Here is a 25,778-nt window from a genome sequence, read left to right on the forward strand (position 1 = left end):
GAGATGAGCCTCCGGCAAGAGTTTCGTTTGTGCCGCCATGACGGCGGATATGCGTGGGAGCGGGAATGCGGATAGGTCTTTTTGCGGTGGGACGGCTGAAAGCCGGCCCTGAAAAGGATCTTGCGGCTCGCTATCTCGACCGTTTCGCCAAGGCCGGGCCGGCCATCGGCCTGGAAATGGCGCGCATGACCGAAGTTGCCGAAAGCCGCGCCTCCAACAGCGACACCCGCAAGCGCGAAGAAGCGGGCTTCTTACAAAAGGCGCATCCGGAAGGCGGCGTCCTCATCCTTCTCGACGAACGCGGCAAGGCGCTCGACAGCGAAGCCTTCGCCGCCATGCTCGGAACATTCCGCGATCAGGGCAAGCGCGACCTGACGATCGCGATCGGCGGCGCCGACGGCCTTGACCCCGCCCTCTACGACAAAGCCGACATGACCATTTGCCTGGGCAAGCTGACCTGGCCGCACCAGCTCGTGCGCATCCTGATTGCCGAACAGCTCTACCGCGCCGTGACCATCCTGTCCGGGCACCCCTACCACCGGGTGTGATTGCTCCACTTGTTTTGAAAACAGTTTGGCTTTCGCCGTTTTTGCGTTAACGAAACGCTCACACAGGCGTGTTTTGATTCCCGCCCTGAAAATGACGATGCTTCCTGGATGATCGCCGCAAATCAGCTTATTTTCGCGTGATCTGAAGGGACCAGGCCGAACCGACTGGATGAGAAAAGCCCCGCCCATGCTTTCGCGTATCGTGCTGCCAGCTTTGGCGGCAACGCTCGGCATGAGCGTCTATGTGGCAGGCCCTTTCTCCCGGGAGGACGTCGCCGTCGCCCAGGAAGCCGATGCCATCGCGCCGCAAGCACCCGATGATCGTACTTCGACGACGGCCTCGCTCCCACCGTCCGCACAGGAGGCGCCTGATCCGGCGGCAGACCTTGCGCGCAAGCGTGACGAGACGCGCACGCAGCTCGATGCGCTTTCCAAGACGATCAGTCTTTCCTCCGGCAAGACGAAGGAGCTGGAAGATAGCATCGCCTCGCTCGACAAGAGCACTGCCAGCCTGCGCCAAGCGCTGATCGACAGCGCCGCCCGCCGCAAGGACCTGGATCGCAAGATCCAGCAGAGCGAGAAGACACTGACGAACCTTGCCGTCAGGCAAGACAAGATCCGCGCTTCCCTGCATGATCGCCGCGCGCTGCTGGCCGAGGTTCTCGGCGCGCTGGAGCGCATGGGACGCAATCCGCCGCCGGCCCTGCTGGTAACGCCGGACGATGCGCTCGCTTCGGTGCGTAGCGCCATTCTTCTCGGCGCCGTCGTGCCCGGAATGCGCAAGGAGACGGACAAGCTCATCGCCGATCTCACCGATCTGAGCAAACTGCAGGCCGATGCCGCCGCCGAAAAGGCGAGCTTCACCACCACCATGACCAACAGTCTGGAGGAGGAGCGGCGCATGGATCTGCTGATTGCGGAGAACGACAAGCACAGCAAGGAAAACGCCACCCAGCTCGAGGCGGAGCGCAAGCGGGCGGAAGAGCTGGCAGGTCAGGCAACCAGCCTGGAAGGGCTCGTCGCCTCGCTGGAAAGCCAGATCGGCTCCGTGCGCGATGCCGCCGCTGCTGCCCGCGCGGAAGAAGCGCGCCGGGCGCAGATGACTGAACAGCAGCGCGAGCAGGCGAAAGCCCTTGCCGAGAATGGCGTGCCCGATAAAAACCGCATTACGCCCGCATATCCGTTTTCAGACCTGAAGAAAAAGTTGGAGCTGCCCGTGGCGGGCGATATTCTCCGCCAGTTCGGCGACGACGATGGCACCGGCCACACCGCGATGGGACTGACCGTCGCGACCGGCCCGGAAGCACTCGTCACGGCTCCCGCCGACGGCACGGTCGTCTATGCCGGCGCGTTTCGCAGCTACGGACAGATGATCATCCTGGATACGGGCGACGGCTATCACATGGTGCTGTCGGGCATGGACGCGATCAAGACGCGCCCTGGCAGATTCGTCTTCGCTGGCGAGCCGCTTGCCACAATGGGCCAAAAAAGAGTCGCGAGCGCGACCGCATTGGCGCTGGAAACGGATCGGCCAACGCTTTACATTGAATTCCGAAAAGATGGAAAACCAGTCGATTCTCGGCCCTGGTGGACCTCCAAAGACACTGGAAAGGCACGCAATGATACGTAGGGCTTCTCTTGTTCTCGTCGGCGCATTGATGGGTGCGACCGCGATGGGCGTTATCTACTCGGCGGTAGCGCCGGCGGAAGCCGCTGGCACTTCCACCTACAAGGAGTTGTCGATTTTCGGCGATGTCTTTGAGCGCGTCCGCGCGCAGTATGTAACCCCTCCCCAGGAAGACAAGCTCATCGAAGCCGCCATCAACGGCATGCTGTCTTCGCTGGACCCGCATTCGAGCTACATGAACGCCAAGGATGCGGAAGACATGCGCACCCAGACCAAGGGTGAGTTCGGCGGTCTCGGCATCGAAGTGACGATGGACAACGATCTCGTCAAGGTCATCACCCCGATCGACGATACGCCGGCTGCCAAGGCCGGTGTCCTTGCCGGTGACTACATCACCGCCATCGACGGCCAGTCCGTTCGCGGCCTGAAGCTGGAAGACGCCGTCGAGAAGATGCGCGGCCCGGTCAAGACGCCGATCAAGCTCACCCTGATGCGCAAGGGCGTCGACAAGCCGATCGAGCTCACCGTCATCCGTGACGTCATCGCCGTTGCCGCCGTCAAGTCGCGCGAGGAAGGCGGCGATGTCGGCTATATCCGCATCATCTCCTTCACCGAAAAGACCACGCCGGACCTCGAAGCCGCGATCGCCAAGATCAAGAAGGATATCCCGGCCGACAAGCTGAAGGGCTACGTCCTCGACCTGCGCCTCAACCCGGGCGGCCTGCTCGACCAGGCGATCAACGTTGCCGACGACGTGCTTGAGCGCGGCGAGATCGTATCGACCCGCGGCCGCAATCCGGACGAGACGCGCCGCTTCAACGCCACTCCCGGCGATCTGACCGACGGCAAGCCAATCATCGTGCTCATCAACGGCGGCTCGGCCTCGGCTTCGGAAATCGTCGCCGGCGCTCTGCAGGATCTGCGCCGCGCCACCGTGCTCGGCACCCAGTCCTTCGGCAAGGGCTCCGTCCAGACGATCATCCCGCTCGGCGACGGCAATGGCGCTCTGCGCCTGACGACGGCGCTCTACTACACGCCGTCGGGCCGCTCGATCCAGGGCACGGGCATCACGCCTGACGTCAAGGTCGACCAGCCGCTTCCCGATGATCTGAAGGGCAAGCTGACGACGGAAGGCGAATCCAGCCTGCCGGGCCACATCAAGGGCCAGAGCGAGACCGACAAGGGCTCCGGCTCGTCGGCCTACGTGCCGCCGGACCCGAAGGACGATATCCAGCTCAACTACGCGCTCGACCTGCTGCGTGGCGCCAAGACCGATCCGGCCTTCCCGCCGAACCCCGAAAAGGCGGTTTCCTCCAAGTAAGGATTGGCGCCGGGCTGGAAACAGACCCGGCGCTTTCATGATGAGGGAGCGGAACAACGGGTATCGTTCCGCTTTTCTCGGCCGGCCTCAATTCTGTATGAATCCGGCGTCGTTCAGAAACAGTTTTGTTCATGTTTTAGCGCTTTGAGTGCCGCGGGCATTTTTCCGCTTCGCCGTGAGCGATATGCTCGAGGCCGATAGAGTTTTCCGCTTGGGGTGGATTGGAACTTGGGAACGGATTTGCATGCACCGTTGGGACAGAATCGCGGCCCTGGCCGCCAGCGGCGCTCCATCCCCTTTGGACGCATTCTCGGCGGCTTCTGCCTGATCGCGATCGCCGGCTTTTCTCTCTATTCCGCGCTTTTTCGCGATCACCTGCAAAAGACCCAGCCGGCCGAGACGGCAAAGAAGGACGATCCGGCGCCTCCGGCAGAATCCAAGCCGGCTGTGACCGGGCAATCCGGCCAGGTCGGGCTAACCCAGGTCGATCCGCAATCCGGCGCCAATGCGACACGTATCGTTACCGGCGATGGTTCGGTCGTCACCATGTTCAGTCCGAGCAATCGGGATGGCAGCGGTCCGGTCCTGATCAATGCCAATCAGGTGGGCCAGGATCCACGCATGGCGGCAACACCGAATGACAGCCTTCTGGAAGATTCGCCCTTCGGCAAGCTGCCGATCACCTCGCCGAGCGGCCTGCGGCCGATGGATCAATATGCCCGGCCCTGGTCGGGCGCGCGCGGCACCCGTGTCGCCATCGTCGTCAGCGGCCTTGGGCTGAGCCAGACCGGCACGCAGCGCGCCATCGAGAAGCTGCCGGAGGAAGTCACGCTCGCCTTTGCCGTTAGCGGCAACAGCCTGCAGCGCTGGATGCAGGAAGCAAGGCGCGGCGGCCATGAGATCCTCATCCAGGTGCCCTTCGAGCCCTTCGATTATCCCAGCAACAATCCCGGCCCGGATACGCTGCTGACCTCGCTTTCGGCCGCAAAGAACATCGACAACCTGCACAAGGCGATGGGCAAGATCACCAATTATACCGGTGTCATGAACTATCTCGGCGGCCGCTTCCTCGCCAATCCCGGCGCCATGGAACCGGTGCTGCGCGACATCGGAAAGCGCGGCCTGCTGTTCCTGGATGACGGCTCTTCGGCACAGTCCAAATCCGGAACGCTCGCCAAGACGCTGGAAGTGCCGCATGCTTTTGCCGACGTGCAGCTCGACGGAGAACTGCAGCAGGACGCCATCCTCAGGAAACTCGATGAGCTCGAGCGCATTGCCCGCCGTAATGGCTCTGCGATCGGCGTTGCCTCCGCCTTCGATGAGAGTGTCGATGCCATCAGCAAATGGAGCGAGGAGGCGGCCATGCGCGGCATTGAAATCGTCGCCGTCTCGGCGCTTGCCGACGACCCGAAACATCCCTGACCCTTGGCCTGGTTCCCCGGGCCTGATCCCTGGAGAGAGAAATGAGCACGCCCCCCGCGCCCGTAAGAGCCGAAGACCTGCCCTACCGCCCCTGTGTCGGCATCATGATCCTGAACCGGGAGAGCCTGGTCTGGGCCGGCCGCCGCATTCCGGATGGCAATTCCGAATATGACGGCTCACCGCAGCTCTGGCAGATGCCGCAGGGCGGCATAGACGAGGGCGAGGATCCGCTGAAGGCCGCCTATCGCGAGCTTTACGAGGAAACGGGCATGAAAACCGTGACCTTGCTCGCCGAAGCGAAGGATTGGATCAATTACGATCTGCCGCCGCAGCTGATCGGCATCGGCCTCAGGGGAAAATACCGCGGCCAGACGCAGCGTTGGTTCGCCTTCCGCTTCGACGGCGACGAGAGCGAGATCGCCATCAATCCGCCGCCGGGCGGCCACGAGCCGGAATTCGACGCTTGGGAGTGGAAGCCCATGGCCAAGCTTCCCGATCTGATCGTTCCCTTCAAGCGATCTGTCTACGAACAGGTGGTTTCGGAGTTCAGCCATCTGGCCGGCCTGAAGGCCGAAGACTGAACAAAAAAAACCGGCCGCAAAGCAGCCGGTTTTCTAGAACAATTCGAGGAAAAGTGCGTAGCGGTTTTCCGTCCCGAATTGTCGGAAAACAAAAAGATGGAGCGGTTCAGAGTTTCCGTGAAAAGCTGAACCGCTCTGGCATCGATTATTCTGCGGAATCGGCGGAGTCGGCGTTGAGCTGGCCGTATTTGGCTTCGCCGATCTTTCCAAGCAGCTCGAGTTGGGTTTCGAGAAAGTCGATATGGCCTTCCTCGTCCGTCAGCAGCTCTTCGAACAGCTTCATGGAAACATAGTCGCCGGCGTCATGACAGATGTCGCGCGACTTCTTGTAGGCCGTGCGGGCGTCATATTCGCCGGCAAGATCGGCTTCCAGAACTTCTTTGACATTCTGGCCGATGCGCAGCGGCGCCAGCGTCTGCAGGTTGGGATGACCTTCAAGGAAGATGATGCGAGCGACGAGTCGGTCGGCGTGCTGCATTTCCTCGATGGACTCAGCGCGCTCCTTCTTGGCGAGCTTAGTGTAGCCCCAGTCTTCGAGGAGTCTGTAGTGAACCCAATATTGGTTGACTGCGCCAAGCTCGAGGAACAGCGCCTCGTTAAGCCGCTCGATGACTTTTTTGTCGCCTTTCAATGTCCGCTCTCCTGTTGTCTTCATGGAATTTTTTCAGGCGGGACATGAAATCAAATATTTCGGCTTCCGTCGAGTGGCGACGGGCATGATAATCTTCGGTTGTCTGTATAATGATATCAACCACATTCGGGAAACAACCGCAGCAACGGCCGCGCTTTTCCATGGCGTGATAAACCTTGGCGGGAACGATGAGCTGCCAACAGTCCTGATCGAGGAGTTCGGTGATGACCTCCCGGATTTCCTTGTCGGTGATGTAATTACAACTGCAAACCAGCATTCTTCGCTCAGCCCGTCAAACATGACATCCGCTGTCTTGTTATCTGCTAAAGAAGACGCCCTTTGTCAAGAAAGAAACGATTCATTTTGATCGGCGGGTTGATAGGCAGGCGGGGCATCGGCTGGCGCGCTCCGGACCGAAGCCCCTATATCTCAATGAAAATTACGGCCTCGCGGCATGACTCTGGCCGTGTCGGCACCATTGCTGCGGCCTTCCGCCGCTGTTCCGGCACCGGCTCCGCGCGGCAGCAACGAGGATTTCTTCTGTCTGTGATCCATGGTCGGCCGTAGCGTTTCATCCGCCCGGTCGCTGACACCGAAGCGTCGTGCCTCACGCTGCAGAATGCCGAGCGCCGGGGTCATGTCCTCGATATGATCGACCACCACGTGGATGACGCCGCTCTCGCTCTGCAGGCGGCCGCGGATCTTCACCAGCCGCGCGCCCATGACGATGGCGCGATATTTCTCGAATTTCTTCGGCCAGACGATCGCATTGGCAACGCCGGTCTCGTCCTCGAGCGTCATGAAGATCACCCCCTTGGCCGAGCCCGGCCGTTGGCGCACCAGCACCAGCCCGGCGATCGTCACCATGCGGCCATTGGCGACATCAGGCAGATCCCGGCTCCGCACGATACCCATACGGGCGAAATCGGCGCGCAGGAAAGAAACCGGATGCGCCTTCAGCGACATGGACAAATAGCGATAATCCTCGATGACCTGCTCGCCGGGCAGCATTTCGGGCAGCGAAACCGCCGGCTCGATCTGCAGCTCCGCATGATCGTTGCCGAGATCGAAGAGGGGAAGCGTTTCGGCAGCAGTGCCAGCATCGAGCGCCCGCACTGCCCAGAGTGCGTCGCGTCGGCTCAAGCCGATGGAGCCGAACGCATCCGCATCCGCCAGACGCTCGATCTGCGCCTTGGCAAGACCGGAGCGCAGCCAAAGGTCGCGCACCGACCGATAACCATCGCCGCGATGCTTAACCAGCTGTTGCATCTCCTCCTCGGAGAGACCCTTGACCTGACAGAAACCGAGACGGACGGCGCATTGCGTCTTGATATGATCGCGCATCGTCGCATGGCGCGGCTCGACCGCAGCCCGGTCGAAGGGCGCCTTCTCCAGCAGGCAGTCCCAGCTGGAACGATTGATATCCACAGGCCGCACCTCGACGCCATGCTCGCGCGCATCACGCACCAGCTGCGCCGGCGCATAAAAGCCCATCGGCTGAGCATTGAGGATCGCCGCGCAGAAGACATCGGGATAATAGGCCTTGAGCCAGGAGGAGGCATAGACGAGCAGGGCAAAGGAGGCCGCATGGCTCTCGGGAAAGCCGTATTCGCCGAAACCCTTGATCTGTTCGAAACAGTTCTTGGCGAACTCACGGTCGTACCCCTTCGCGGCCATGCCTTCGACCATCTTCTCCTCGAAGGTGTGAATGGTTCCGGTGCGCTTGAAGGTCGCCATCGCCCGACGCAGCTTGTCCGCTTCCGCAGGCTTAAATCCTGCTGCCGTAATGGCGATCTGCATCGCCTGTTCCTGAAACAGGGGAACGCCCAGCGTACGCTTTAGCACCGCCTCCAGCTCCGGGCTTGGATAGTCGAGCTTTTTTCCCGCCCGCTTGGCCTCCCGTCGCTTGAGATAGGGATGCACCATATTGCCCTGGATCGGGCCGGGGCGAACGATCGCCACTTCGATGACCAGATCGTAGAATTCGCGGGGCCGAAGACGTGGCAGCATGCTCATCTGCGCCCGGCTTTCGATCTGGAAGACGCCGATCGTATCGGCACGGCAGATCATGTCATAGACCGGCTCGCCATCGGGATAATTGGCGTAACCGAGATCGGCGAGCTCTTTCTTCACGTCGTAATGCAAAAGCAGCAGGTTGAAGGCCTTGGCAAGACAGGTCAGCATGCCGAGCGCGAGCACGTCGATCTTCAAGATGTTGAGGTTGTCGAGATCGTCCTTGTTCCACTCAATCATGTAGCGATCATCCATCGCCGTGTGCATAATCGGCACCACTTCGTCCAGCCGGTCCCGGGTGATGACGAAGCCGCCGACATGCTGGGTCAGGTGCCGCGGGAATCCCATAAGCGTCGAAGCATAGGACAGCACATTCTGCGTCGTCTTGTCGGTGAGATCGAGACCGGCAATCTTCGCCTCGCGCTCGGACAGATCCTCTGTCGACCAGCCCCAGACGCCGCTCGCAAGAGCCGATTGCACATCCTCCGACAGGCCGAAGGCCTTGGCCACCTCGCGGCCGGCGGAGCGTGCCCGATAGCTGGTGACTGCCGCCGTCAGCCCGGCATGTTCGATGTGGTAATGGTCATAGATGAACTGGATGACCTCCTCGCGCTTCTCATGCTCGAAATCGACATCAATGTCTGGCGGCTCTTCGCGCTCCGTCGAGATGAAGCGCTCGAACAGGAGCGTCGTAATCTTCGGATTGACTTCCGTGATCCTGAGACAATAACAGACCACGGAGTTTGCGGCGGAACCGCGTCCCTGGCACAGAATATTTCGGCTGCGGGCAAACTCCATGATGCGACGCACCGTCAGGAAATAGGGTTCATATTGCCGCTCGCGGATAAGAGTGAGCTCATCATTGATCTGCTTGGCAACTTCGTCGGGAACCCCGTCGGGATAACGCCATCTGGCCCCCTCCCATGTCAGCCGCTTCAGCGTTTCCTCAACGCTTTCGCCCTTGGTGCTTTCGTCGGGATAATTGTGCTTCAGCTCATCCAGCGAAAAAGACAGCCGACTAAAGAATTTTTGGGTGTGAACGATGGCCTTCGGATAATCCCGGAAAAGGCGCACCATCTCGGCAGCGTCCTTCATGTAGCGCTCGGCATTCGCCGCCAGCCTGAAGCCCGCCTCGGGAATCGGCACATGCTCGCGGATCGAAATCACGATATCGGCAAGCGGCTTGCGCTCGGTCGCGTGATAGAGCGGCTGGTTGCTGGCGATCAACCGCACGCCGTTGCGCAATGCGATGATGGAGAGCGTGGCGAAGACCAACCGATCTCGCCCGTCATAGCCCGGCGACAAGACCAGATGCAGCTTCCGGCCGAAGCGCATCCATAGCCGCTTCAGGCATTGCTCCAGTTTGTCCTGCCCCTCCGGGGTCTCGACGCTCGCTGCATCAGGGATAAGCGCCAGCATCATCTCGTCACCCCATTCCACGAGGTCGGCTTCTTCGAGCTGACAGGAACCTTTCTCGGTCCTGAGGTTGCCGGCACTCAGCAGCCGGCAGAGATGTGCCCATCCCTTGCGGTTCTGCGGATAGGCAAGGATGTCGGGCGTGCCGTCCGAAAACACCAGGCGCGCTCCAGGCTGGAAACGAACCGGCTTCAGGAACGGTTTTTCCGGCTTCCCCTGGGCTCGAAGCAGAAGATTTTCCTTGATGACGTCTTCATATTTCGCCTGGAGAAGCTTGGTATGCGCATGCGCCTTGACCACGCCGGCAACCGAATTGCGGTCGGCAATCCCGAATCCGGAAAGCTTCAGGAGGGCGGCCTGCGCCACCATCTCTTCCGGATGCGAGGCTCCCTCGAGAAAGGAAAAGTTCGTTCTCACCCCGATCTCGAAGAAGGGGGCGGGTTCGTGAAAGCTCGGGCGCGCGTTCATGCGAAAACCCCATGCATATACCAATCCGGCGCCGTGCCGCCTCGGCCATAGAGCCCCTTGCGGAACAGCCAGAAACGATGACCCTCTTCATCCTCGATCTGGAAATAATCGCGGGCAGGTTCTTCCTTTTCCTCGACCCACCATTCCGCCGAAAGCCGTTCCGGCCCTTCGGCCCGGCTGACCCGATGCATGACCCGCCGCCAGCGGAATTGCCGGGGAGGGCCATCGGGCACTTCGGCGGCAATGGTTTCGACCAGCTCCGGCATGCGAAACAGCCGCAGCGGCCGCTCGCCGCGGAAAAAGCCATGCCCGGCATCCTCTTTACCTGTGCGCCGCTTCGAGGCCAGGATAGCGATGGCAGACATCGGCCGCACGGCTCGCTCGGGGATATGGCTCTGTCGCAGCTCGACCCCTTGCAGGCAGTCCGGCCCCAGCCGCGCGGCCACACGATCGACAAAGGCGGCAAGCGAGCCTTCCTGGCGGTCTTCTCCGACGAAATCGCCTTGCATTGCATCGAAAGGTGCATGCTGAAGCACATTGAGGCGGATGATTTCAAAACCGTAGCCGACATCGAGATCGTCATGAATGGCGCCGAAACGCTCCGTGAACAGGCTTGAAATCCGGCCCGGCTCCCGCAGCGGCTGCGATGCGCCGGCTGCGATGCGAAAAACCGCACCATCCACCCGGAAGAGCAGAAGCTCGAAGGAGCGGCCGCCGACGCCGCGGGCTTCCAGCCCCGGCTTCAGGGTTTCGGCAAGCTGGCGGGCAAGCTGAAGAATATCGTCTTCCGCCTGCACCGGCTCGGCCAGCCGGCGCTCGGCCGACAATTGCGCGACCGGGCGGCGCGGCGAAATCGGCTCCTCGACCAGACCGACGGCCTGATCGAGCCGCAGAAGCAATTGCGCACCGAAGCGGCGGGCAAGCGGCGCACGTGGCGCGGCCAGAAGATCCCCCACCTGCTTCAGGCCCATCTTCTGCAAGGCGGCAACGGTCTCCTCGCCGAGCCTCAAGGAGGCCACGGGCAGCGATGCCAGGGCCTCCTCCATCGCCTCCGGAGGAACGACACGGCTGTCGTCGAAGCGGGCAACGGCCCAGGACAGGCCGGGTGCCGAGGAAATGACGCCGCGCACATCGAAGCCCAGCCGGGAAATCCGGATCAAGATGTCCTCGAGCAGCGCCTCTTCGCCGCCGAAGAGATGGGCGCAGCCGGTAATGTCGAGAAACAACCCGTCCTTGCCGTCGATTGCCACCAGCGGCGTATAGCGGTCGCACCAGTCGGCGATCGCTTCCAGCAGTTTGCGATCCGCTGCCAGGTCTTCTTCGACGACATTGAGATCGGGACAGATCGCCTTCGCCTCGGCCACGCCCTGACCCTGCTTCAGCCCGATCGTTTCGGCGCGCTCGTTGATGGCGGTCAGACGCATGGCGTTATTGAGCTTGCCGGCACAGGCAAGCGGCGGCGCTTCAAGCCTGCCTGTCGAACGCCAGGACAGACCCCAGCGCCTGCGCGCGATGCGGTCGGTCGGCAGATGCGGGAAGGTCAGCGCCAGAATGCGCTGCGTGTTCGCCGGGAAAGGCAGGGCGTTGAGCGTCGAGGACAGGGGCAAAGCGGCGGTCATGGGCATTCCACTCCAGAGTTATGGAAAGAGGCGCCGGATTTCGGCTCTTTTCCAAGGTCAGACGAAAGGCCGGATGACCGATGCTGCCGCCAAGCACCGATCCGTCCGGCAGGGGCCGCGCCTGCGCCGGCGCGGGTTCGACGGAAAAGCGGAAGAGGGCGCTGCTCGCTTCCTCCTCGCCTCCCTGCCGCAATAGAAACAAGGGCCGCCCCACCGCCTTGGCCCTCAAAGCCAGCCGTCGGCTTTCAGTCAGGCCGAAGCGAGCGGGATTGCCGCGCACTTCCAGAATGACGAGGGCAAAGGCCGCACTGCCAAGCGCCGCCTCCGCCACCCAGAGCGCATCTTCCAGCTTGCGCGGCGATGCCTGCAGGAAAGCCTGAGGCTCCAGCCCGAAATCCCGGATGCCGATGGCATAGGGCAGGCCGGCTTCCATCGAAGCGACCGTATCGCCGATCCACAGGACCGGAGACTTAGCCATATCCGATGCTTGCGCGTGAAGCCGCGCGGCGAGCGCCAGCGCAAAACCGCTTGCCGCGCCGGCATCGCGCAGGCCGAGGGAACGAATTTCCGTCAGCCCATCGAGCGGCAGACCGCCTTGCAGCGCCGCATCGAGATCGTCGACGCCGGTCGCAAGCAGCAGCGGCTCAGCCATGGGCTGGGCAGACCCAGATTGCGCGGGCAGGGGCTGCGCAATGCCCGTCGTCTCCCTCACCGGCTTGCCTGCCAGCGCTTCATGCGCCGCTGCCGCCAGTGCCGGGATCGGCCTACCTTCCAGTCGGGCAATGGTTTCACGCAGGGCAAAAAGCGTTTCCCGCGCCACGGCAGCCTCGGCCATGACGTTCACTCCAGATCGATAATGTTCCTGTTATGTTCTTATGGATTCCAGAGGTTGGAGAAAGAGTCAACACCACTTCATGAGAAAATATTCCTCTGCCAGAGCCGGATGATTTTCGGTCTGTTCGACCTAAAATCTGAATCCACTCTGGAATCAAAGAAGTAGAGCATGATGTCGTCCGAAAACCGCTCAAACACTTTTCGGTATCATGCTCTATTCCGCTCTCGTAAAAGCAGCGCAAAGTCTCTATATGACCAGCCAAGGAAGGAATATTCATGGCTCGCGTCGACCAGAGCGAAGATTGGCGGGATCGCCACTCGCCCTCCATCAGCACATTCGAATCTCTGGCAATGGAGGCTTATAGCCACCTGCCGGAGGAATTCCGCTCGCTTACCGGTAATCTCGTCATTCTCATCGAGGATTTCCCGGATGACGAGGTGTTCGAGGATATGGCGCTGGAAACACCCTTCGACCTGCTCGGCCTCTTCGAAGGCCGTGGTATCTCGGAGCGCTTTACCGCTCAGACCGGCGACATGCCCAACAAAATCCGCCTCTATCGTCGGCCGATCATCGACTATTGGGCTGAGAACGAGGAAACCCTCGGCGACATCATCACCCATGTCCTGATCCACGAAATCGGCCACCATTTCGGCCTGAGCGACGAGGACATGGAACGTATCGAGGAAAGCGCTGAGGAAGCGACGGATCGGTGATACCGGCCCGACCGCAAGACGGCCGGGGTGAAAAACTTCATTTGTGGCTTACTGCTCGGAAAGCTTCATATCCGGATCGTAATCCTTGCCGGCCACTTCCTTGGTGACGGCCTGGCCGCATTCCATCCGGCCGCTTGTGGAATTGAAGCCATAGGTCGGCGAGCCGTATAGCTCCCAGCCCTTGTTCAGCGCCGCGCTCACCTTGTGGCAGAAGGAAGCGTCATCGGGACCGGTGAGGAAACGGTAGAGTTTCATCAAAGCATCTTTCTTGTATTTGGCAATCAGATATCGGCGAGGGGCGTTGCGGCGGCGCCCGAAGAGCGCTGCTCGATCAGGCGAGCTTTATGGACGAGTCTCTCCGCCTGGACAAGATGCAGCCGCTCCACCATCCGCCCGCCAAGGTTCACGACATTGAGGGTAGCGGCATCCGGCGCAGCGAAGGCAGCGATGATGGCCTCGGCCTCGGCAATGGCGGCCTCAGTAGGACCGAAATGCCGGTTAGCCGCTTCGATCTGGCCCGGATGGATCAGCATCTTGCCGGCAAAGCCCATCGCGACACCCTCAGCGCATTCGGCCTCGAGCGCCTCAACATCCCTGAAATCGTTGAAGACGCTGTCGATGGCCTCGAGCCCATAGGCGCTGACGGCAAGCACCACCTGCATCAGCCAGGGCACGAGATAGGTGCGGCCGGGTTGCGGCAGGACACCCGTTTCCTTCCTGAGATCGTTGAGACCGACGACAAAGCAATCGAGCCGGCTGCCGGCCGTGCGCCCGGCCTCAGCGATCGCGGCTGTATTCAGGATGCCGCGCGGCGTCTCGATCATCGCCCATATGCGCAGGGTTTCCGGCGCATCGGCCTCGGCAAGTCGGTCGCTGACGCCAGTCACGTCCTGCGGCTCATTCACCTTTGGCAGCAACACCGCATCCGGCTCCAGCTCCGCGACCAGCGCCATGTCCTCGGCACCGAAATTGGAGGAAAGCGCATTGATGCGGATGATCCGCTCCTTGCCTGGCAACGGCGCGGCCGAAAAGAAGGTGCGCAAATTCTCCCGCGCCTCGGCCTTCTTCTCCAGCGAGACCGAATCCTCAAGATCGAAGATGACGGCGTCGCAATCGAGGCTCGAAAGCTTATCCAGCGCGCGGCGGTTGATGGCGGGAACGCTCAAGACCGAGCGGCGCACCCGGGCAGGGCGGGAAGGGGAAGTTTGGCTCTCAGATTGGCTCATTGTGCCGTTTTGCCGCGGTTTTAGCCGCCAGGCAAGTCAACAAAAAGCCATGCTCCTCTTGCAGAGGGGAATGAAGAGGGCCACATTGCTTGTCGTAGAGAGGTCTCGACCATGCAGAATATCCGTTCCCTGTTCATCGCGCTTGCCGGTATCACCGTGTTTGCAGCCATGGCGTTGTTTACCGTTTCGGTCACGCTCGCCGTCGGCGCTATCCTGACCGTATTGATGGCGGCCCGCGCGATTTCGCTGCGCATGAAGCCGGCACCGGTGCGCGCCAAGGCGAAGGCGAACGGCCAACGCGAAATGCGCATCTGGAACGATGGTCGTGGCACGATCATCGACCTCTAAGGTCGAAACAGGTGAGGGCAGTCTCTTGCGGGCTGCCGAACGCATTCGCCTAAGCTCGAACGTGCCCGACAGGTAGAATGCGACCAAAGCGCCACCTTTTAGAGCATTTCCAAGATTCTCCTTCATTTCGGGCCGGATTTGCTCTATTGGCAGGATAATTCGTGCTTAGACGAGAATGAAGGCAGGACCCCATGGACAAGTTCGTGAAGTTGACCGGCGTCGCGGCGCCCCTCCCGGTCGTCAATGTCGATACCGACATGATCATCCCGAAGGATTATCTGAAGACCATCAAGCGCACCGGTCTCGGCAAGGGCCTCTTCGCCGAAGCTCGTTACAACGAAGACGGCACGCCGAACGAAGAGTTCGTGCTGAACAAGCCGGCCTATCAGAACGCCAAGATCCTCGTTGCCGGCGACAATTTCGGCTGCGGCTCCTCGCGCGAACATGCGCCCTGGGCGCTGCTCGATTTCGGCATTCGCTGTGTCATCTCGACGAGCTTCGCCGACATCTTCTACAATAACTGCTTCAAGAACGGCATCCTGCCGATCAAGGTCAGCCAGGAAGATCTCGACAAGCTGATGGATGACGCCTCGCGCGGCTCCAACGCCATCCTGACCATCGATCTGGAAAACCTCGAAATCACCGGCCCGGACGGCGGCTCGCTGAAGTTCGAACTCGACGAGTTCAAGCGTCACTGCCTGCTGAACGGCCTCGACGATATCGGCCTGACGCTGGAAAAATCCTCCGCGATCGACAATTTCGAAAAGTCGAACGCCGCATCGCGCCCCTGGGCTGCCTGATCGATTTTATCATTATCGCATGTTTCGAAGCCGGGCCCTGCGCCCGGCTTTTTTCATGCCGAAAAGGACTCCCTCTCCCCGTCAAAACGGGGAGAGGGCTGGGGGGAGGGGCAGCGGGCCATCGATTTGATGGAGATCTATGATTGTTTCGGCCAGATCCCCCGAAGGTCGGCCTCTCTCACCTCTGCGAGCTAATCATCCATCGCAAATAGCGACAAGGTCTCCAGAACGCACAGCGCCACTGCTACGGCTACAAGACCGCGCCGTTACGGCCTTCGCGAACAGCCCCTCACCCTAACCCTCTCTCCGCTTGCGGGGAGAGGGGACCATTCCGCAACTGCCGCACTTAAACAGGCCGGGCATCATCTTTTCCACCCGCTGTAATATGATCGACAAGAAGGGGGTCCATACAGACCAGCCGAGACCCTTGCGGCCTCTCTCCCGCCCTTAATTTTCTCCACGCAATGGAGCCTCTCCATGACCTCCCTTCCCATTGTCGGCGCCGCCATGATGCTCGACGACGTCGAAACCCATCGCAACTGGCTGCTCGAAAAGCCGCGTGATCTGGAACTGCAGAGCTTCGTCGAAGCCGAAGTGCTGAACGGCGACTGGCAGCCGCTCGCCGAGCGCGCCCGCAAGCTGCTCGACGGCCATCAGGGCCGCCTCGGCATCCACGGCCCGTTCTGGGGCTTCGTCATCGCTTCGCAGGACCCCGATATTCGCGCCATCGTTTCCAGGCGCCTGCTGCAGGCCCTCGACGTCTGCGGCAATATCGGCGCCACGCAGATGGTCATCCACAGCCCCTACACGTCGTGGTCCTACAACAACCTCGATAACAACAAGGGCGAGCGCGAAAAAATCATCGAATATACGCACCTGACGCTCAAGGATGCAGTGAAGCGCGCCGAAGACATCGGGCTTACCATGGTCATCGAGAATATCGAGGACAAGGATCCCCATATCCGCGTCGGCCTCGCCGACAGCTTCAATTCCTCCGCCGTCGCCGTTTCGATCGACACCGGCCATGCCCACTACGCCCATGGCTATACCGGCGCTCCGCCGGTGGATTATTACGTCCACGCCGCCAGCAACCGCCTGCAGCATGTCCATCTGCAGGATGCTGACGGCTATGCGGACCGCCACTGGAGCCTCGGCGAAGGCAACATCCACTGGCGCGCCGTCTTTGCCGCCCTTGCCAAGCTCGACAGCAATCCGCGCCTGATCATCGAGATCAAGGACAAGTCGAAGATCCCGGCATCGGCAGCTTACCTCGCTTCGCTCGGGCTGGCCGAGTAAGGTTTGACATCCCTTCTCCCCTCGGGGAGAAGGTGCCCGAAGGGCGGATGAGGGGGTGGCACGAAGCAGCTTCTACCAAGTTACCTAAAAGTGAAATTCCCGGTAACGCCTCCTCACCCCGCGCGTTCCGCGCGACCCTCTCCCCGACGGGGCGAGGGTATACTCTCAGACCACCGACAGCCTTGCTCCTGGTCACCATGCAGATGAGGGTAGCGACGACAATCTATCTACTCGGCCCCGACGTGCCCGAAAACCGTACCGTTTCGACCTCTTCTTCGCTTGAAAAGCCGCATTTGCAGGTCTAAAAACCCCGCAACTTTTTCTTTCGCGGAGGCTTTCCCATGACAGTTCGCAATCTTTTCCTCCTGCCAGGCGACGGTATCGGTCCCGAGGCCATGGGCGAAGTTCGCAAGATCATCGCCTATATGAACGAGGCGAAGAATGCCGGCTTCGTGACCGATGAAGGCCTTGTCGGCGGCAGCGCCTATGATGCGCATGGCGCAGCGATCTCCGACGTCGATATGGCAAAGGCGATGGCGGCCGATGCGGTTCTCTTCGGCGCCGTCGGCGGTCCGAAGTGGGACGCCGTACCCTACGAAGTGCGCCCGGAAGCCGGTCTGCTGCGCCTGCGCAAGGATCTGCAGCTGTTCGCCAACCTGCGCCCGGCCATCTGCTACCCGGCTCTCGCATCGGCTTCCTCGCTGAAGCCGGAACTGGTCGACGGCCTCGACATCCTCATCATCCGCGAGCTCACCGGCGGCGTCTATTTCGGCGAGCCGAAGGAAATCATCGACCTCGGTAACGGCCAGAAGCGCGGCATCGACACACAGATCTACGACACCTACGAAATCGAGCGTATTGCCGGCGTCGCCTTCGAACTGGCGCGCACCCGCAACAACCGCGTCTGCTCGATGGAAAAGCGCAACGTCATGAAGTCGGGCGTGCTCTGGAACCAGGTCGTCACCGCGACGCATAAGGAAAAATATGCCGACGTGCAGCTCGAGCATATGCTCGCCGACGCCGGCGGCATGCAGCTCGTCCGCCAGCCGAAGCAGTTCGACGTCATCGTCACGGACAACCTGTTCGGCGACATGCTGTCCGACGTTGCCGCCATGCTCACCGGCTCGCTCGGCATGCTGCCGTCCGCTTCGCTCGGCGCACCGGACGCCAAGACCGGCAAGCGCAAAGCGCTCTACGAGCCCGTGCACGGTTCGGCGCCCGATATCGCCGGCAAGGGCATTGCCAACCCGATCGCCATGATCGCCTCCTTCGCCATGTGCCTGCGCTACTCCTTCGGCCTGATTGCCGATGCCGATGCGCTGGAAAAGGCGATTGCCAACGTGCTCGACAGCGGCATCCGCACCGGCGACATCATGTCGCCTGGCAGCCGCCAGGTCGGCACAACAGAAATGGGCGACGCCATCCTCGCCGAATTCAAGGCCCTCTCGGCATAAGTCGCCTGATATATTTCACGTGAAACACGAAAGCCCCGTTCTTCGCCTGAACGGGGCTTTTTCATTGCAAGCAGGGTGGGCTTGTCTGAGTTCACGATCACCGCTTCGGCTCGTGTCATTAATTTTTAGAAAATTAGAAAAACTGTAACAACAGCATGTTATTTGTCGATCTGATTGGAAATCGACAATAGGCAATGATCATGCAGGCGATCTTGACGTCTCTCGACAGGCGTTGGCGGCGAAGCGATGTGGCATTTGCACCATCCCACTGGAAAGTTTGCCTTTTTCTGACCGCCAATGTCGTCCTTCTTTCGGCTCTCCTGTTCGATTGGCCCGTCGGCGCGACCCTCAAGGACCTGTCGCCATCCATTCGCTTCGTCGGCGGAATGCTGACCAATTTCGGCGAATCCGGCTGGATTCTCCTTATCAGCGCCTTCCTGCTCTTCGAAGGCTGGGCCGGCAGCAGGCTGCTGCATTCGCAGCGCTGTCGCTGTCAGGCGCTGCGCATCTGCCAGATCGGCGGCTACCTACTGACGACCATTGCGCTTTCGGGCCTCCTTGCCAATTTGCTGAAACGCGCCATCGGCCGTGCCCGCCCGACGCATTTTGCCGATTGGGGGCCTTTTGGCTTCTCGCCCTTCAATGGCCGTGCCAGTTTCGAAAGCTTCCCGTCTGGGCACGCAACCACCATCGGCGCCCTGTTCGTGGCGCTAGCCCTTATGTTTCCGCGCTATCGCTACATCTTCGCTGCCTGCGCCCTGTGGCTGGCGACCACCCGCGTCATGGTCGGCGCCCACTATCCGAGCGACGTCATAGCCGGCCTGGCGCTCGGCGGCTGGTTCTCCTTCATGGTGGCGATCGTCTATTCGCGCTACGGCCTGCTCTTCCGCATCAACGCTGCCGGCTGGCCGACGCCGCGTTGGCCGCTCTTCAAAAGCGGCAAGCCGCGACAGACCGATTCCTGAGCCGGTCACGACTGCAGCCCAAAGGTTGCCAAGGCCCTCACCTATTCATATATCTGGCAGTCTAGGGATGATCGAAGGCGGTCAACCCGATTTCGTTTCCGTTTGCGATGAACACCATGGATGCCGGGCCGATACGTTTAAGCGAAAGGCAGATGGGATTGATTTCCCGGGCACTTGCCGAGCCGCGACGCGTGCAGATCTTGAAGGAGATCGGCACGCGAACCGGACCCACGCCCTGCAGCCTCCTGAACGAATGTCACGCCGTCAGCGCCGCGACGATGTCTCATCACATCAAGGAACTTGAAAATGCCGGGCTCATCGAGATCCAGCGCGAGGGCAAGTTCGCCAACCTCGTGCTGCGCCGCGATACGCTGAACGCCTATATGGCGGAACTTTCCAAGATCTGACGATTCGATCTCATACCATCAGCATTTCTTGCCACTGCTCTTGTATCACTTAGATGGTTATCTAAATATCAAAGTGACGATGTGATCGGTTTTCGGGTCGCATGCGCCAAATGATTTGATGATTGTAAAACTGTCTAACAATTTCCGAAGGAAAATGACATGAGCAAGCTGACAGGCAAGGTCGCAATCGTGACCGGAGCATCCAAGGGCATCGGCGCCGGCATCGCCAAGGCGATGGGCGAGGCGGGCGCGGCCGTCGTCGTCAACTATGCCTCGAGCCGCGAAGGCGCCAACCGGGTGGTGGCCGAAATCACCGCCAAGGGCGGCAAGGCACTCGCCGTGCACGGCGACGTTTCCAAATCCGAAGACGTCAAGCGCCTCTTCGCAGAAACGAAACAGGCCTTCGGCCGCGTCGATATCCTCGTCAACAATGCCGGCGTCTATCAATTCGCGCCGATCGAGGAATTCACCGAGGAAGAATTCCATCGTGAATTCAATATCAACGTGCTCGGCACGCTGCTGACCACGCGGGAGGCTGTCAAGTATTTCGGCCCGGAAGGCGGAAATGTCATCAACATCGGTTCCAACGCCGTCAGCATGAACCTGCCGACCGCCTCGGTTTATACGGCAACGAAGGCTGCCGTGAACTCCATCACCCAGATCCTCGCCAAGGAGCTCGGTCCACGGAACATCCGGGTCAATAATCTGGCACCGGGCGGGGTCGAGACCGAAGGCGTCGTTGCCGCAGGCGTCATAGGCAGCGATTTCGAGAAACATCTCGTCTCCCAGACGCCCCTCGGCCGCCTCGGCCAGCCGACGGATATCGCCCCCGTCGCGGTCTTCCTCGCATCGCAGGACGCCGCCTGGGTGACCGGCGAAACCATCTATGTCGGCGGTGGCCTGAAGTAGTCACCCATGCCGATGCCGCCCTCCGACAAAAGGGCGGCATCGGCGGCGCGGCATGACCGCACGCCGCGCCAATACATTATCAATACATTAGCAGACGATTGCCAAACCGCCTCATTTTCCTATTTAGTAAGTGTGCTCGGGTTTTCCGTATAGTGCCGCAGTCGACCGTGCCGGGAGGCGACATATCGGCCGCGAAATTTCAAAACCAGATCCTGTCTTCAATGCGATCTCACGCAGCAGCTGATGTCATCGAACTCCCCTAAGATCCGCCGGCGATCGCTGTCGTGAACAACAAATGGAGGACGTCTTTATGAATACCGCCAATACCAAGTCGAAATTGGGCACTCGCACCAATCTCAGCGAAGACGCGACGCGCGATATTTCCGCAGCACTGACCGCGCTGCTGGCGGATGTCTTTGCTCTCTATCTGAAGACCAAGAATTTTCACTGGCACATGAGCGGCCCGCATTTCCGTGATTATCACCTGCTTCTCGACGATCAGGGCGATCAGATTTTCGCCATGACCGACCCAATGGCCGAGCGCTGCCGGAAGATCGGCGGAACGACCCTCCACTCGATCGGCCAGATCGCCAAACTGCAGCGCATCCCCGACAACGACGCCGAATATGTCGATCCGCAGGACATGCTTGCCGAGCTCGCCGATGATAATCTCAAACTCTCGGCCGAAATCCGCGCCGTTCACGACGTCTGCGACGAATATGGCGATGTCGCCACCGCAAGCCTCCTCGAAAACTGGCTGGATGAGACCGAGCGCCGCACCTGGTTCCTGTTTGAGATCACGCGCAAATCCAACCGCTGACACCGAAACGACGCTCCGATTTCCTCGCTCCGGCAACGATGCAAGCGAGGAAATCCTTGACTCCTGTGGAAAACATCTTAGAACCGGCGACGGAAAAGGAAGACTTCCATGGTTCGCTTCGAACAGCTCGATAGCCTCAGTCACCTGGCCGAACGCGCCGGGCTGGATGTCTATTTTCCGGTTTCTTCCAAAACCAAGGCCAAAACGACGACGAAAACCGTCTGACGTCTCTGGCCTGCCGCTCTCTCCCCGGCCCGGCCGGGGACAGGAACCGGTCGTCATGGCCGCGGTTCCCCCCTCGCCCAAGAGGAGAGAAGAGAAAGAGAGCTTGTGAAATGGGTTTCAAAGTTGCAGTAGCGGGCGCGACCGGGAATGTCGGCCGCGAAATGCTCAATATCCTCGCCGAACGCGGCTTCCCGGCCGATGAGGTCATAGCGCTCGCATCGGCTCGCTCGCAGGGAACCGAAGTTTCCTTCGGCGACCGGACGCTGAAGGTTTCCAACCTGGAGAACTACGATTTCTCCGACACCGACATCTGCCTGATGTCGGCCGGCGGTGACGTTTCCAAGAGGGTCTCGCCAAAGATCGGCGCCCAGGGCTGCGTCGTCATCGACAACTCCTCCGCCTGGCGCTACGACGCCGACGTGCCGCTGATCGTTCCGGAAGTAAACCCGGATGCCATCGCGCAGTTCACCAAGCGCAACATCATCGCCAACCCGAATTGCTCGACCGCGCAGCTCGTCGTCGCGCTGAAACCGCTGCATGACTTTGCCAAGATCAAGCGCGTCGTCGTCTCGACCTACCAATCCGTTTCCGGCGCCGGCAAGGACGGCATGGACGAGCTGTTCAACCAGACCCGCGCCGTCTTCGTCGCGGACCCGATCGAGGCGAAGAAGTTCACCAAGCGCATCGCCTTCAACGTCATCCCGCACATCGATAGCTTCATGGAAGACGGCTATACCAAGGAAGAGTGGAAGGTGCTGGCCGAGACCAAGAAGATGCTCGACCCGAAGATCAAGGTCACCTGCACGGCTGTCCGCGTCCCGGTCTTCATCGGCCATTCGGAATCGGTCAACATCGAGTTCGAAAACGAGATCACTGCCGATCAGGCCCGTGACATTCTGCGCGAAGCGCCCGGCTGCCTCGTCATCGATAAGCGCGAAAACGGCGGTTACATCACGCCTTACGAATCCGCTGGCGAAGATGCGACCTATATTTCGCGCATCCGCGAAGATGCGACCGTCGAGAACGGCCTCAACCTCTGGGTTGTCTCCGACAATCTGCGCAAGGGTGCCGCGCTGAATGCCATCCAGATTGCCGAACTGCTCGTAAACCGCGGCCTCATCAAGCCGCGCAAGCAGGCTGCATAAGGATCTGTAAACCAATTTACGGTTTATCAACCCTCCTTGGCTAAGCAGAATAGAATGAAAGCCTCGCCATTTCGGATGAAAGGCGGGGCTTTTCTGAATGTTTTTGGCGGCGATGTTTCACATGAAACGAAAATATCGGTCGCTAAAATATGATGACATGGTGGTCGGATGCTGGCATGGTCCGGTGGCGACTAAACGCGCGTGATCCCCTGGCTTCCAAGGGTTTGCGCGCCATTGAAAACGGTTACCGCGTTCGCACCGCGGTAAGAATTCGGGGACACTGAATGCGCTTCACAAAGTCTGGAATGGCAGCTCTCGTGGCGGGCGGATTGCTGCTGGGAATGCCGCTTGCGGCAAACGCCGCATCTTGCGGCAACACTTCCGCCGGATTCGAAAACTGGGTGCAGGAATTCAAACGGGAAGCGCAGGGACAGGGCGTCAGCCCCTCTACCCTCGACAGGGCCTTCGCCAACGTCCATTACAACCAACCCACCATCCGCGCCGACCGCGGCCAGAAGAGCTTCAAGCTTTCCTTCGAGGAATTCATGAAGAAGCGCGGCGGCCAGACGATCATCAATCGCGGCAAGAGCATGAAGCAGGCCAACGCCGCGCTCTTCGCCAAGATCCAGAAGCGCTTCGGCGTTCCCCCAGGCCCGATCATCGCCATCTGGGGCATGGAAACCGGCTTCGGCAGCTATATGGGCGACCAGCATACGCTTTCGGCCGTCTCGACGCTTGCTTATGATTGCCGTCGTTCCGCATTCTTTACCGAACAGCTCTACGCCGCCCTGAAGCTCGTCGGCGAAGGCTATCTCAGCCCGTCGGCACGCGGCGCGGCCCATGGCGAAATTGGCCAGACGCAGTTCATGCCGAAAAACGTCGTTGCCTTCGGCGTCGACGAAGATGGCGACGGCAGGGTCGATCTTGTCGGCTCGCGCGCGGATGCGCTGGCCTCGACCGCCAACTTCTTGCGCGGCCACGGCTGGCAGCCCGGCGCCGGTTATCAGCCCGGCGAGCCGAATTTCTCCGCCATTGCCGGCTGGAACGACGCAAAGGTCTATCAGCAGGCGATCGCCTATATCGGCCAGCAGATCGACGGCAAGTAAGCCTGATCTCGTGAATCAAAAAAGGCGCTGCGACCAGATGGTCCGCAACGCCTTTTTCGTTTGATCGACCTGCCGCCCCGCCAGGCGCCAGGTCCCTTAAATCTCAGGGCGGATGAAATCGCGCGTTGCTGGGTCCATGATCCATAACTCGCCGGTCGAAATATCGAACCATGCGCCGTGAAGATGCAGTTTGCCCTCTTCCTCGCGCGCCTTGATTTCCGGAAAGCTGCGCAGATTGTCGAGCGAATTGCGGATCGAGATGCGCTCCAGCGCGGTCTGACGCTCGGTCTGCGTCATGATGTCGTTGCTCTGGATCTGTTCGGCCGCCGGCTTCAGCAGCGCCATCCATCGGCCGATGAAATCGCCCGGAGACAGCGGTTCGGCATCGGGATCGAGCGCGGCGCGAATACCGCCGCAGCGGCCGTGGCCCATGACAACGATATCGGAAACCTTGAGCGATAGAACCGCGAATTCAAGCGCCGACGAAGTCGAATGGAAATTACCATCAGGCTCATAAGGCGGCACCATGTTGGCGACGTTTCGGATGACGAAGAGCTCCCCCGGGCCAGCGTCGAAGATGATCTCCGGCGCCGAACGGGAGTCACAACAGGCAATCACGAGCGTCGACGGGTTCTGGCCGAGCTCGGCGAGAGTGCGATAGCGTTCGCGCTCATCGACGTAACGCCCGCTCATGAAGTTACGATAACCGTTCAGAAGGGTGTCGGGAAAGCTTTGCATGATATTGGATTACAGCGCGCTTCGGCCGATGGCAACTGCTGCGCTGCAAAAAGCTCCCGCCGTTTCCCGCCGTTATTTTTTCTTCCGCTGCGCCGGGTGGACGAGGTGCCTCAGTTGCACCATCGCCATCGGTGTCGACAGGCTTGCGGAATCGACGGCAAGCGTCAGCTCGTTGCTGCCGCGTTTGACGGCGCGTGCCAGCACTTCAAAGACGCTGGCCGTCGTCAGCTGCAGCGCCCGCTCCTCATCCATGCCGGAAAGCAGGCGCGACAGGAACACGGCGGACAAGAGATCGCCGAGGCCGTTCGGCGCGCCTTCGACGCTGCGATGTTCGGCAAGCAGCGCATTTCGGCCGCTAAGATAGAGATTGCCGATGCCGCCGGCCATCATCGGCACGGCAGACGTCACCAACATGCGCGACGGGCCAAGCGCGAGAGCTGCCTCCATGATGGCGTTGTTATCTTCGAGTGGCGCGCCGGCAAGCCAGGCAAGCTCGTAGCGGTTCGGCGTTGCGAGCGATGCCAACGGGATGAGGTGGTCGCGGATCGCTTCCGCCGTTGCCTCGGGCACATAAAGCCCGCCGGCATCGCCGATGACGGGATCGCAGGCGTAGAGGAGATCGGGGTTCTTCTCCCGCAAGGCCGTCACGAGCCGCGCCACGGACAAGGCCTGCGCGGCATTGCCGAAATATCCCGAGAGAACCGCCTTGACCTCGGAAAGCCAAGGCGCGGCGATAAGATCGTCGATCGCATGGTCGAAATCGGTCTCGCTGAAGGTCAACCGCGTCGAGCGCCCATGACCGGGATGCCACGGCAGAACGATCGTCGGCAGCGCCCACACCGGATGGCCAAGCGTCTCCAGCGCGAAAACGGCGGCGCGATTGCCGACTGATCCTCGGACGACGTGGCTGGAGATGACGATAACGGCGCCGGCGGACACTTGCGACATGATGCTAGCTTTCAAGTTCAGGGCTTCAAACTGCCATGGCGCCGTTGATGATCCCTTTGCCGGCACTCTGTCAACCACACTTCACAGAGTCATGAAAACCTCTGTTGACGAGTTGATTCCGCCAATTTCACACCAATGATGCCCGCTTTGCACCGAGATCGCGCATTCCGGCAAGATTTTTAAAAAAACCGGCCAAA

26 protein-coding genes are annotated in these 25,778 nt (G+C 60.6%); 17 read left to right on the forward strand and 9 right to left on the reverse strand.

The window, feature by feature from the left end; genetic code table 11:
- Positions 1 to 65 precede the first annotated feature (65 nt).
- From rlmH to GA0061103_RS30785, 5 genes are all read left to right on the forward strand, one after another.
- Positions 66 to 548, forward strand: a complete 483-nt coding sequence (gene rlmH, locus GA0061103_RS30765; protein ID WP_092718552.1) for a 23S rRNA (pseudouridine(1915)-N(3))-methyltransferase RlmH — start codon at positions 66 to 68, stop codon at positions 546 to 548.
- Between the two features lie 187 nt (positions 549 to 735).
- On the forward strand, positions 736 to 2,178 hold the full coding sequence (locus tag GA0061103_RS30770; RefSeq protein ID WP_245304918.1) for a murein hydrolase activator EnvC family protein: 1,443 nt from the start codon (positions 736 to 738) through the stop codon (positions 2,176 to 2,178).
- Entirely contained in the window at positions 2,168 to 3,496 is a 1,329-nt protein-coding gene (locus GA0061103_RS30775) for a S41 family peptidase (RefSeq protein WP_092718561.1), read from the forward strand. The genes GA0061103_RS30770 and GA0061103_RS30775 overlap by 11 nt, the downstream gene beginning before the upstream one ends.
- A 228-nt stretch (positions 3,497 to 3,724) precedes the next feature.
- Complete coding sequence (locus GA0061103_RS30780) at positions 3,725 to 4,918, forward strand: divergent polysaccharide deacetylase family protein (protein ID WP_092718564.1); 1,194 nt, start codon at positions 3,725 to 3,727, stop codon at positions 4,916 to 4,918.
- 41 nt (positions 4,919 to 4,959) lie between these two features.
- Complete coding sequence (locus tag GA0061103_RS30785; protein WP_092718567.1) at positions 4,960 to 5,499, forward strand: RNA pyrophosphohydrolase; 540 nt, start codon at positions 4,960 to 4,962, stop codon at positions 5,497 to 5,499.
- A 145-nt stretch (positions 5,500 to 5,644) separates the two neighbouring features.
- Here the strand turns inward: GA0061103_RS30785 and bfr are convergent, their stop codons facing one another.
- Complete coding sequence (gene bfr, locus GA0061103_RS30790) at positions 5,645 to 6,130, reverse strand: bacterioferritin (protein ID WP_075853386.1); 486 nt, start codon at positions 6,128 to 6,130, stop codon at positions 5,645 to 5,647.
- Positions 6,096 to 6,368 (reverse strand): (2Fe-2S)-binding protein, encoded by a 273-nt coding sequence (locus GA0061103_RS30795; RefSeq protein ID WP_245304927.1) that lies wholly within the window; start codon positions 6,366 to 6,368, stop codon positions 6,096 to 6,098. Before GA0061103_RS30795 ends, bfr begins: the two co-directional genes overlap by 35 nt.
- Here GA0061103_RS30795 and GA0061103_RS35510 point away from each other — a divergent pair.
- A complete protein-coding gene (locus GA0061103_RS35510) occupies positions 6,255 to 6,497 on the forward strand; it encodes a hypothetical protein (protein WP_245304928.1) in 243 nt (80 codons plus the stop codon). The genes GA0061103_RS30795 and GA0061103_RS35510 overlap by 114 nt on opposite strands.
- 62 nt (positions 6,498 to 6,559) lie before the next feature.
- Here the strand turns inward: GA0061103_RS35510 and GA0061103_RS30800 are convergent, their stop codons facing one another.
- Genes GA0061103_RS30800 through GA0061103_RS35515 form a run of 3 tightly spaced genes read right to left on the reverse strand, consistent with a single transcriptional unit; the run spans position 6,560 to position 12,481 of the window.
- Complete coding sequence (locus GA0061103_RS30800) at positions 6,560 to 10,027, reverse strand: error-prone DNA polymerase (RefSeq protein ID WP_092718573.1); 3,468 nt, start codon at positions 10,025 to 10,027, stop codon at positions 6,560 to 6,562.
- Positions 10,024 to 11,451 (reverse strand): Y-family DNA polymerase, encoded by a 1,428-nt coding sequence (locus GA0061103_RS30805; RefSeq protein ID WP_245304929.1) that lies wholly within the window; start codon positions 11,449 to 11,451, stop codon positions 10,024 to 10,026. The genes GA0061103_RS30800 and GA0061103_RS30805 overlap by 4 nt, the downstream gene beginning before the upstream one ends.
- 40 nt (positions 11,452 to 11,491) lie before the next feature.
- Complete coding sequence (locus tag GA0061103_RS35515) at positions 11,492 to 12,481, reverse strand: ImuA family protein (protein WP_245304919.1); 990 nt, start codon at positions 12,479 to 12,481, stop codon at positions 11,492 to 11,494.
- Positions 12,482 to 12,756: 275 nt separating this feature from the next.
- On the opposite strand from GA0061103_RS35515, the gene GA0061103_RS30810 reads away from it, so the two are divergent.
- Positions 12,757 to 13,194, forward strand: a complete 438-nt coding sequence (locus tag GA0061103_RS30810; RefSeq protein WP_092718579.1) for a metallopeptidase family protein — start codon at positions 12,757 to 12,759, stop codon at positions 13,192 to 13,194.
- A 48-nt stretch (positions 13,195 to 13,242) separates the two neighbouring features.
- Here GA0061103_RS30810 and GA0061103_RS30815 read toward each other — a convergent pair whose 3' ends face one another.
- Positions 13,243 to 13,449 (reverse strand): DUF1737 domain-containing protein, encoded by a 207-nt coding sequence (locus tag GA0061103_RS30815; protein ID WP_092718583.1) that lies wholly within the window; start codon positions 13,447 to 13,449, stop codon positions 13,243 to 13,245.
- Positions 13,450 to 13,475: 26 nt separating this feature from the next.
- Positions 13,476 to 14,420, reverse strand: a complete 945-nt coding sequence (locus GA0061103_RS30820) for an HpcH/HpaI aldolase/citrate lyase family protein (protein WP_092718586.1) — start codon at positions 14,418 to 14,420, stop codon at positions 13,476 to 13,478.
- Between the two features lie 111 nt (positions 14,421 to 14,531).
- On the opposite strand from GA0061103_RS30820, the gene GA0061103_RS30825 reads away from it, so the two are divergent.
- The 10 genes from GA0061103_RS30825 to GA0061103_RS30870 all read left to right on the forward strand — a co-directional run bounded on the left by GA0061103_RS30825 (position 14,532) and on the right by GA0061103_RS30870 (position 23,895).
- Entirely contained in the window at positions 14,532 to 14,768 is a 237-nt protein-coding gene (locus GA0061103_RS30825; RefSeq protein WP_092718589.1) for a hypothetical protein, read from the forward strand.
- A gap of 191 nt (positions 14,769 to 14,959) precedes the next feature.
- Positions 14,960 to 15,568 (forward strand): 3-isopropylmalate dehydratase small subunit, encoded by a 609-nt coding sequence (gene leuD / locus GA0061103_RS30830; protein WP_092718593.1) that lies wholly within the window; start codon positions 14,960 to 14,962, stop codon positions 15,566 to 15,568.
- 477 nt (positions 15,569 to 16,045) lie between these two features.
- Positions 16,046 to 16,864 carry a sugar phosphate isomerase/epimerase family protein gene (locus tag GA0061103_RS30835; protein ID WP_092718596.1) on the forward strand — a complete coding sequence of 273 codons (819 nt, stop codon included), beginning with the start codon at positions 16,046 to 16,048 and terminating at the stop codon, positions 16,862 to 16,864.
- A 341-nt stretch (positions 16,865 to 17,205) separates the two neighbouring features.
- Entirely contained in the window at positions 17,206 to 18,318 is a 1,113-nt protein-coding gene (gene leuB / locus GA0061103_RS30840) for a 3-isopropylmalate dehydrogenase (RefSeq protein WP_092718598.1), read from the forward strand.
- Between the two features lie 200 nt (positions 18,319 to 18,518).
- Positions 18,519 to 19,283 carry a lipid A 1-phosphatase LpxE gene (gene lpxE, locus GA0061103_RS30845; protein ID WP_092718878.1) on the forward strand — a complete coding sequence of 255 codons (765 nt, stop codon included), beginning with the start codon at positions 18,519 to 18,521 and terminating at the stop codon, positions 19,281 to 19,283.
- Between the two features lie 152 nt (positions 19,284 to 19,435).
- On the forward strand, positions 19,436 to 19,690 hold the full coding sequence (locus GA0061103_RS30850) for an ArsR/SmtB family transcription factor (RefSeq protein ID WP_092718601.1): 255 nt from the start codon (positions 19,436 to 19,438) through the stop codon (positions 19,688 to 19,690).
- Between the two features lie 159 nt (positions 19,691 to 19,849).
- Entirely contained in the window at positions 19,850 to 20,599 is a 750-nt protein-coding gene (locus tag GA0061103_RS30855; RefSeq protein ID WP_092718604.1) for an SDR family NAD(P)-dependent oxidoreductase, read from the forward strand.
- Between the two features lie 310 nt (positions 20,600 to 20,909).
- Positions 20,910 to 21,419 carry a Dps family protein gene (locus GA0061103_RS30860; RefSeq protein ID WP_092718881.1) on the forward strand — a complete coding sequence of 170 codons (510 nt, stop codon included), beginning with the start codon at positions 20,910 to 20,912 and terminating at the stop codon, positions 21,417 to 21,419.
- Between the two features lie 335 nt (positions 21,420 to 21,754).
- Entirely contained in the window at positions 21,755 to 22,789 is a 1,035-nt protein-coding gene (locus GA0061103_RS30865; protein ID WP_092718608.1) for an aspartate-semialdehyde dehydrogenase, read from the forward strand.
- A gap of 284 nt (positions 22,790 to 23,073) precedes the next feature.
- Complete coding sequence (locus tag GA0061103_RS30870; RefSeq protein ID WP_092718611.1) at positions 23,074 to 23,895, forward strand: lytic murein transglycosylase; 822 nt, start codon at positions 23,074 to 23,076, stop codon at positions 23,893 to 23,895.
- Positions 23,896 to 23,991: 96 nt separating this feature from the next.
- Here the strand turns inward: GA0061103_RS30870 and GA0061103_RS30875 are convergent, their stop codons facing one another.
- Both GA0061103_RS30875 and pdxY read right to left on the reverse strand, forming a co-directional pair.
- Complete coding sequence (locus GA0061103_RS30875; RefSeq protein WP_092718615.1) at positions 23,992 to 24,633, reverse strand: carbonic anhydrase; 642 nt, start codon at positions 24,631 to 24,633, stop codon at positions 23,992 to 23,994.
- Positions 24,634 to 24,705: 72 nt separating this feature from the next.
- Positions 24,706 to 25,581 (reverse strand): pyridoxal kinase PdxY, encoded by an 876-nt coding sequence (pdxY, locus tag GA0061103_RS30880; protein WP_092718618.1) that lies wholly within the window; start codon positions 25,579 to 25,581, stop codon positions 24,706 to 24,708.
- Positions 25,582 to 25,778 lie beyond the last annotated feature (197 nt).

Origin of the sequence: Martinezella multihospitum, assembly GCF_900094585.1 — a bacterium.
Lineage (GTDB): Bacteria > Pseudomonadota > Alphaproteobacteria > Rhizobiales > Rhizobiaceae > Rhizobium > Rhizobium multihospitium.

Bases quoted from the DNA above. Each gene is read 5' to 3' on its own strand.
- GA0061103_RS30800 (WP_092718573.1), bottom strand. From the start codon at position 10,027: ATGAACGCGCGCCCGAGCTTTCACGAACCCGCCCCCTTCTTCGAGATC.
- GA0061103_RS30785 (WP_092718567.1), top strand. From the start codon at position 4,960: ATGAGCACGCCCCCCGCGCCCGTAAGAGCCGAAGACCTGCCCTACCGC.
- GA0061103_RS30820 (WP_092718586.1), bottom strand. From the start codon at position 14,420: ATGAGCCAATCTGAGAGCCAAACTTCCCCTTCCCGCCCTGCCCGGGTG.
- leuB (WP_092718598.1), top strand. From the start codon at position 17,206: ATGACAGTTCGCAATCTTTTCCTCCTGCCAGGCGACGGTATCGGTCCC.
- GA0061103_RS30865 (WP_092718608.1), top strand. From the start codon at position 21,755: ATGGGTTTCAAAGTTGCAGTAGCGGGCGCGACCGGGAATGTCGGCCGC.
- rlmH (WP_092718552.1), top strand. From the start codon at position 66: ATGCGGATAGGTCTTTTTGCGGTGGGACGGCTGAAAGCCGGCCCTGAA.
- leuD (WP_092718593.1), top strand. From the start codon at position 14,960: ATGGACAAGTTCGTGAAGTTGACCGGCGTCGCGGCGCCCCTCCCGGTC.
- lpxE (WP_092718878.1), top strand. From the start codon at position 18,519: ATGCAGGCGATCTTGACGTCTCTCGACAGGCGTTGGCGGCGAAGCGAT.
- GA0061103_RS30810 (WP_092718579.1), top strand. From the start codon at position 12,757: ATGGCTCGCGTCGACCAGAGCGAAGATTGGCGGGATCGCCACTCGCCC.
- pdxY (WP_092718618.1), bottom strand. From the start codon at position 25,581: ATGTCGCAAGTGTCCGCCGGCGCCGTTATCGTCATCTCCAGCCACGTC.
- GA0061103_RS30770 (WP_245304918.1), top strand. From the start codon at position 736: ATGCTTTCGCGTATCGTGCTGCCAGCTTTGGCGGCAACGCTCGGCATG.
- GA0061103_RS30815 (WP_092718583.1), bottom strand. From the start codon at position 13,449: ATGAAACTCTACCGTTTCCTCACCGGTCCCGATGACGCTTCCTTCTGC.
- GA0061103_RS30860 (WP_092718881.1), top strand. From the start codon at position 20,910: ATGAATACCGCCAATACCAAGTCGAAATTGGGCACTCGCACCAATCTC.
- GA0061103_RS30855 (WP_092718604.1), top strand. From the start codon at position 19,850: ATGAGCAAGCTGACAGGCAAGGTCGCAATCGTGACCGGAGCATCCAAG.
- GA0061103_RS30805 (WP_245304929.1), bottom strand. From the start codon at position 11,451: ATGCGTCTGACCGCCATCAACGAGCGCGCCGAAACGATCGGGCTGAAG.
- GA0061103_RS30875 (WP_092718615.1), bottom strand. From the start codon at position 24,633: ATGCAAAGCTTTCCCGACACCCTTCTGAACGGTTATCGTAACTTCATG.
- GA0061103_RS35515 (WP_245304919.1), bottom strand. From the start codon at position 12,481: ATGGCCGAGGCTGCCGTGGCGCGGGAAACGCTTTTTGCCCTGCGTGAA.
- GA0061103_RS30870 (WP_092718611.1), top strand. From the start codon at position 23,074: ATGCGCTTCACAAAGTCTGGAATGGCAGCTCTCGTGGCGGGCGGATTG.
- GA0061103_RS30850 (WP_092718601.1), top strand. From the start codon at position 19,436: ATGGGATTGATTTCCCGGGCACTTGCCGAGCCGCGACGCGTGCAGATC.
- GA0061103_RS30835 (WP_092718596.1), top strand. From the start codon at position 16,046: ATGACCTCCCTTCCCATTGTCGGCGCCGCCATGATGCTCGACGACGTC.
- GA0061103_RS30825 (WP_092718589.1), top strand. From the start codon at position 14,532: ATGCAGAATATCCGTTCCCTGTTCATCGCGCTTGCCGGTATCACCGTG.
- GA0061103_RS30775 (WP_092718561.1), top strand. From the start codon at position 2,168: ATGATACGTAGGGCTTCTCTTGTTCTCGTCGGCGCATTGATGGGTGCG.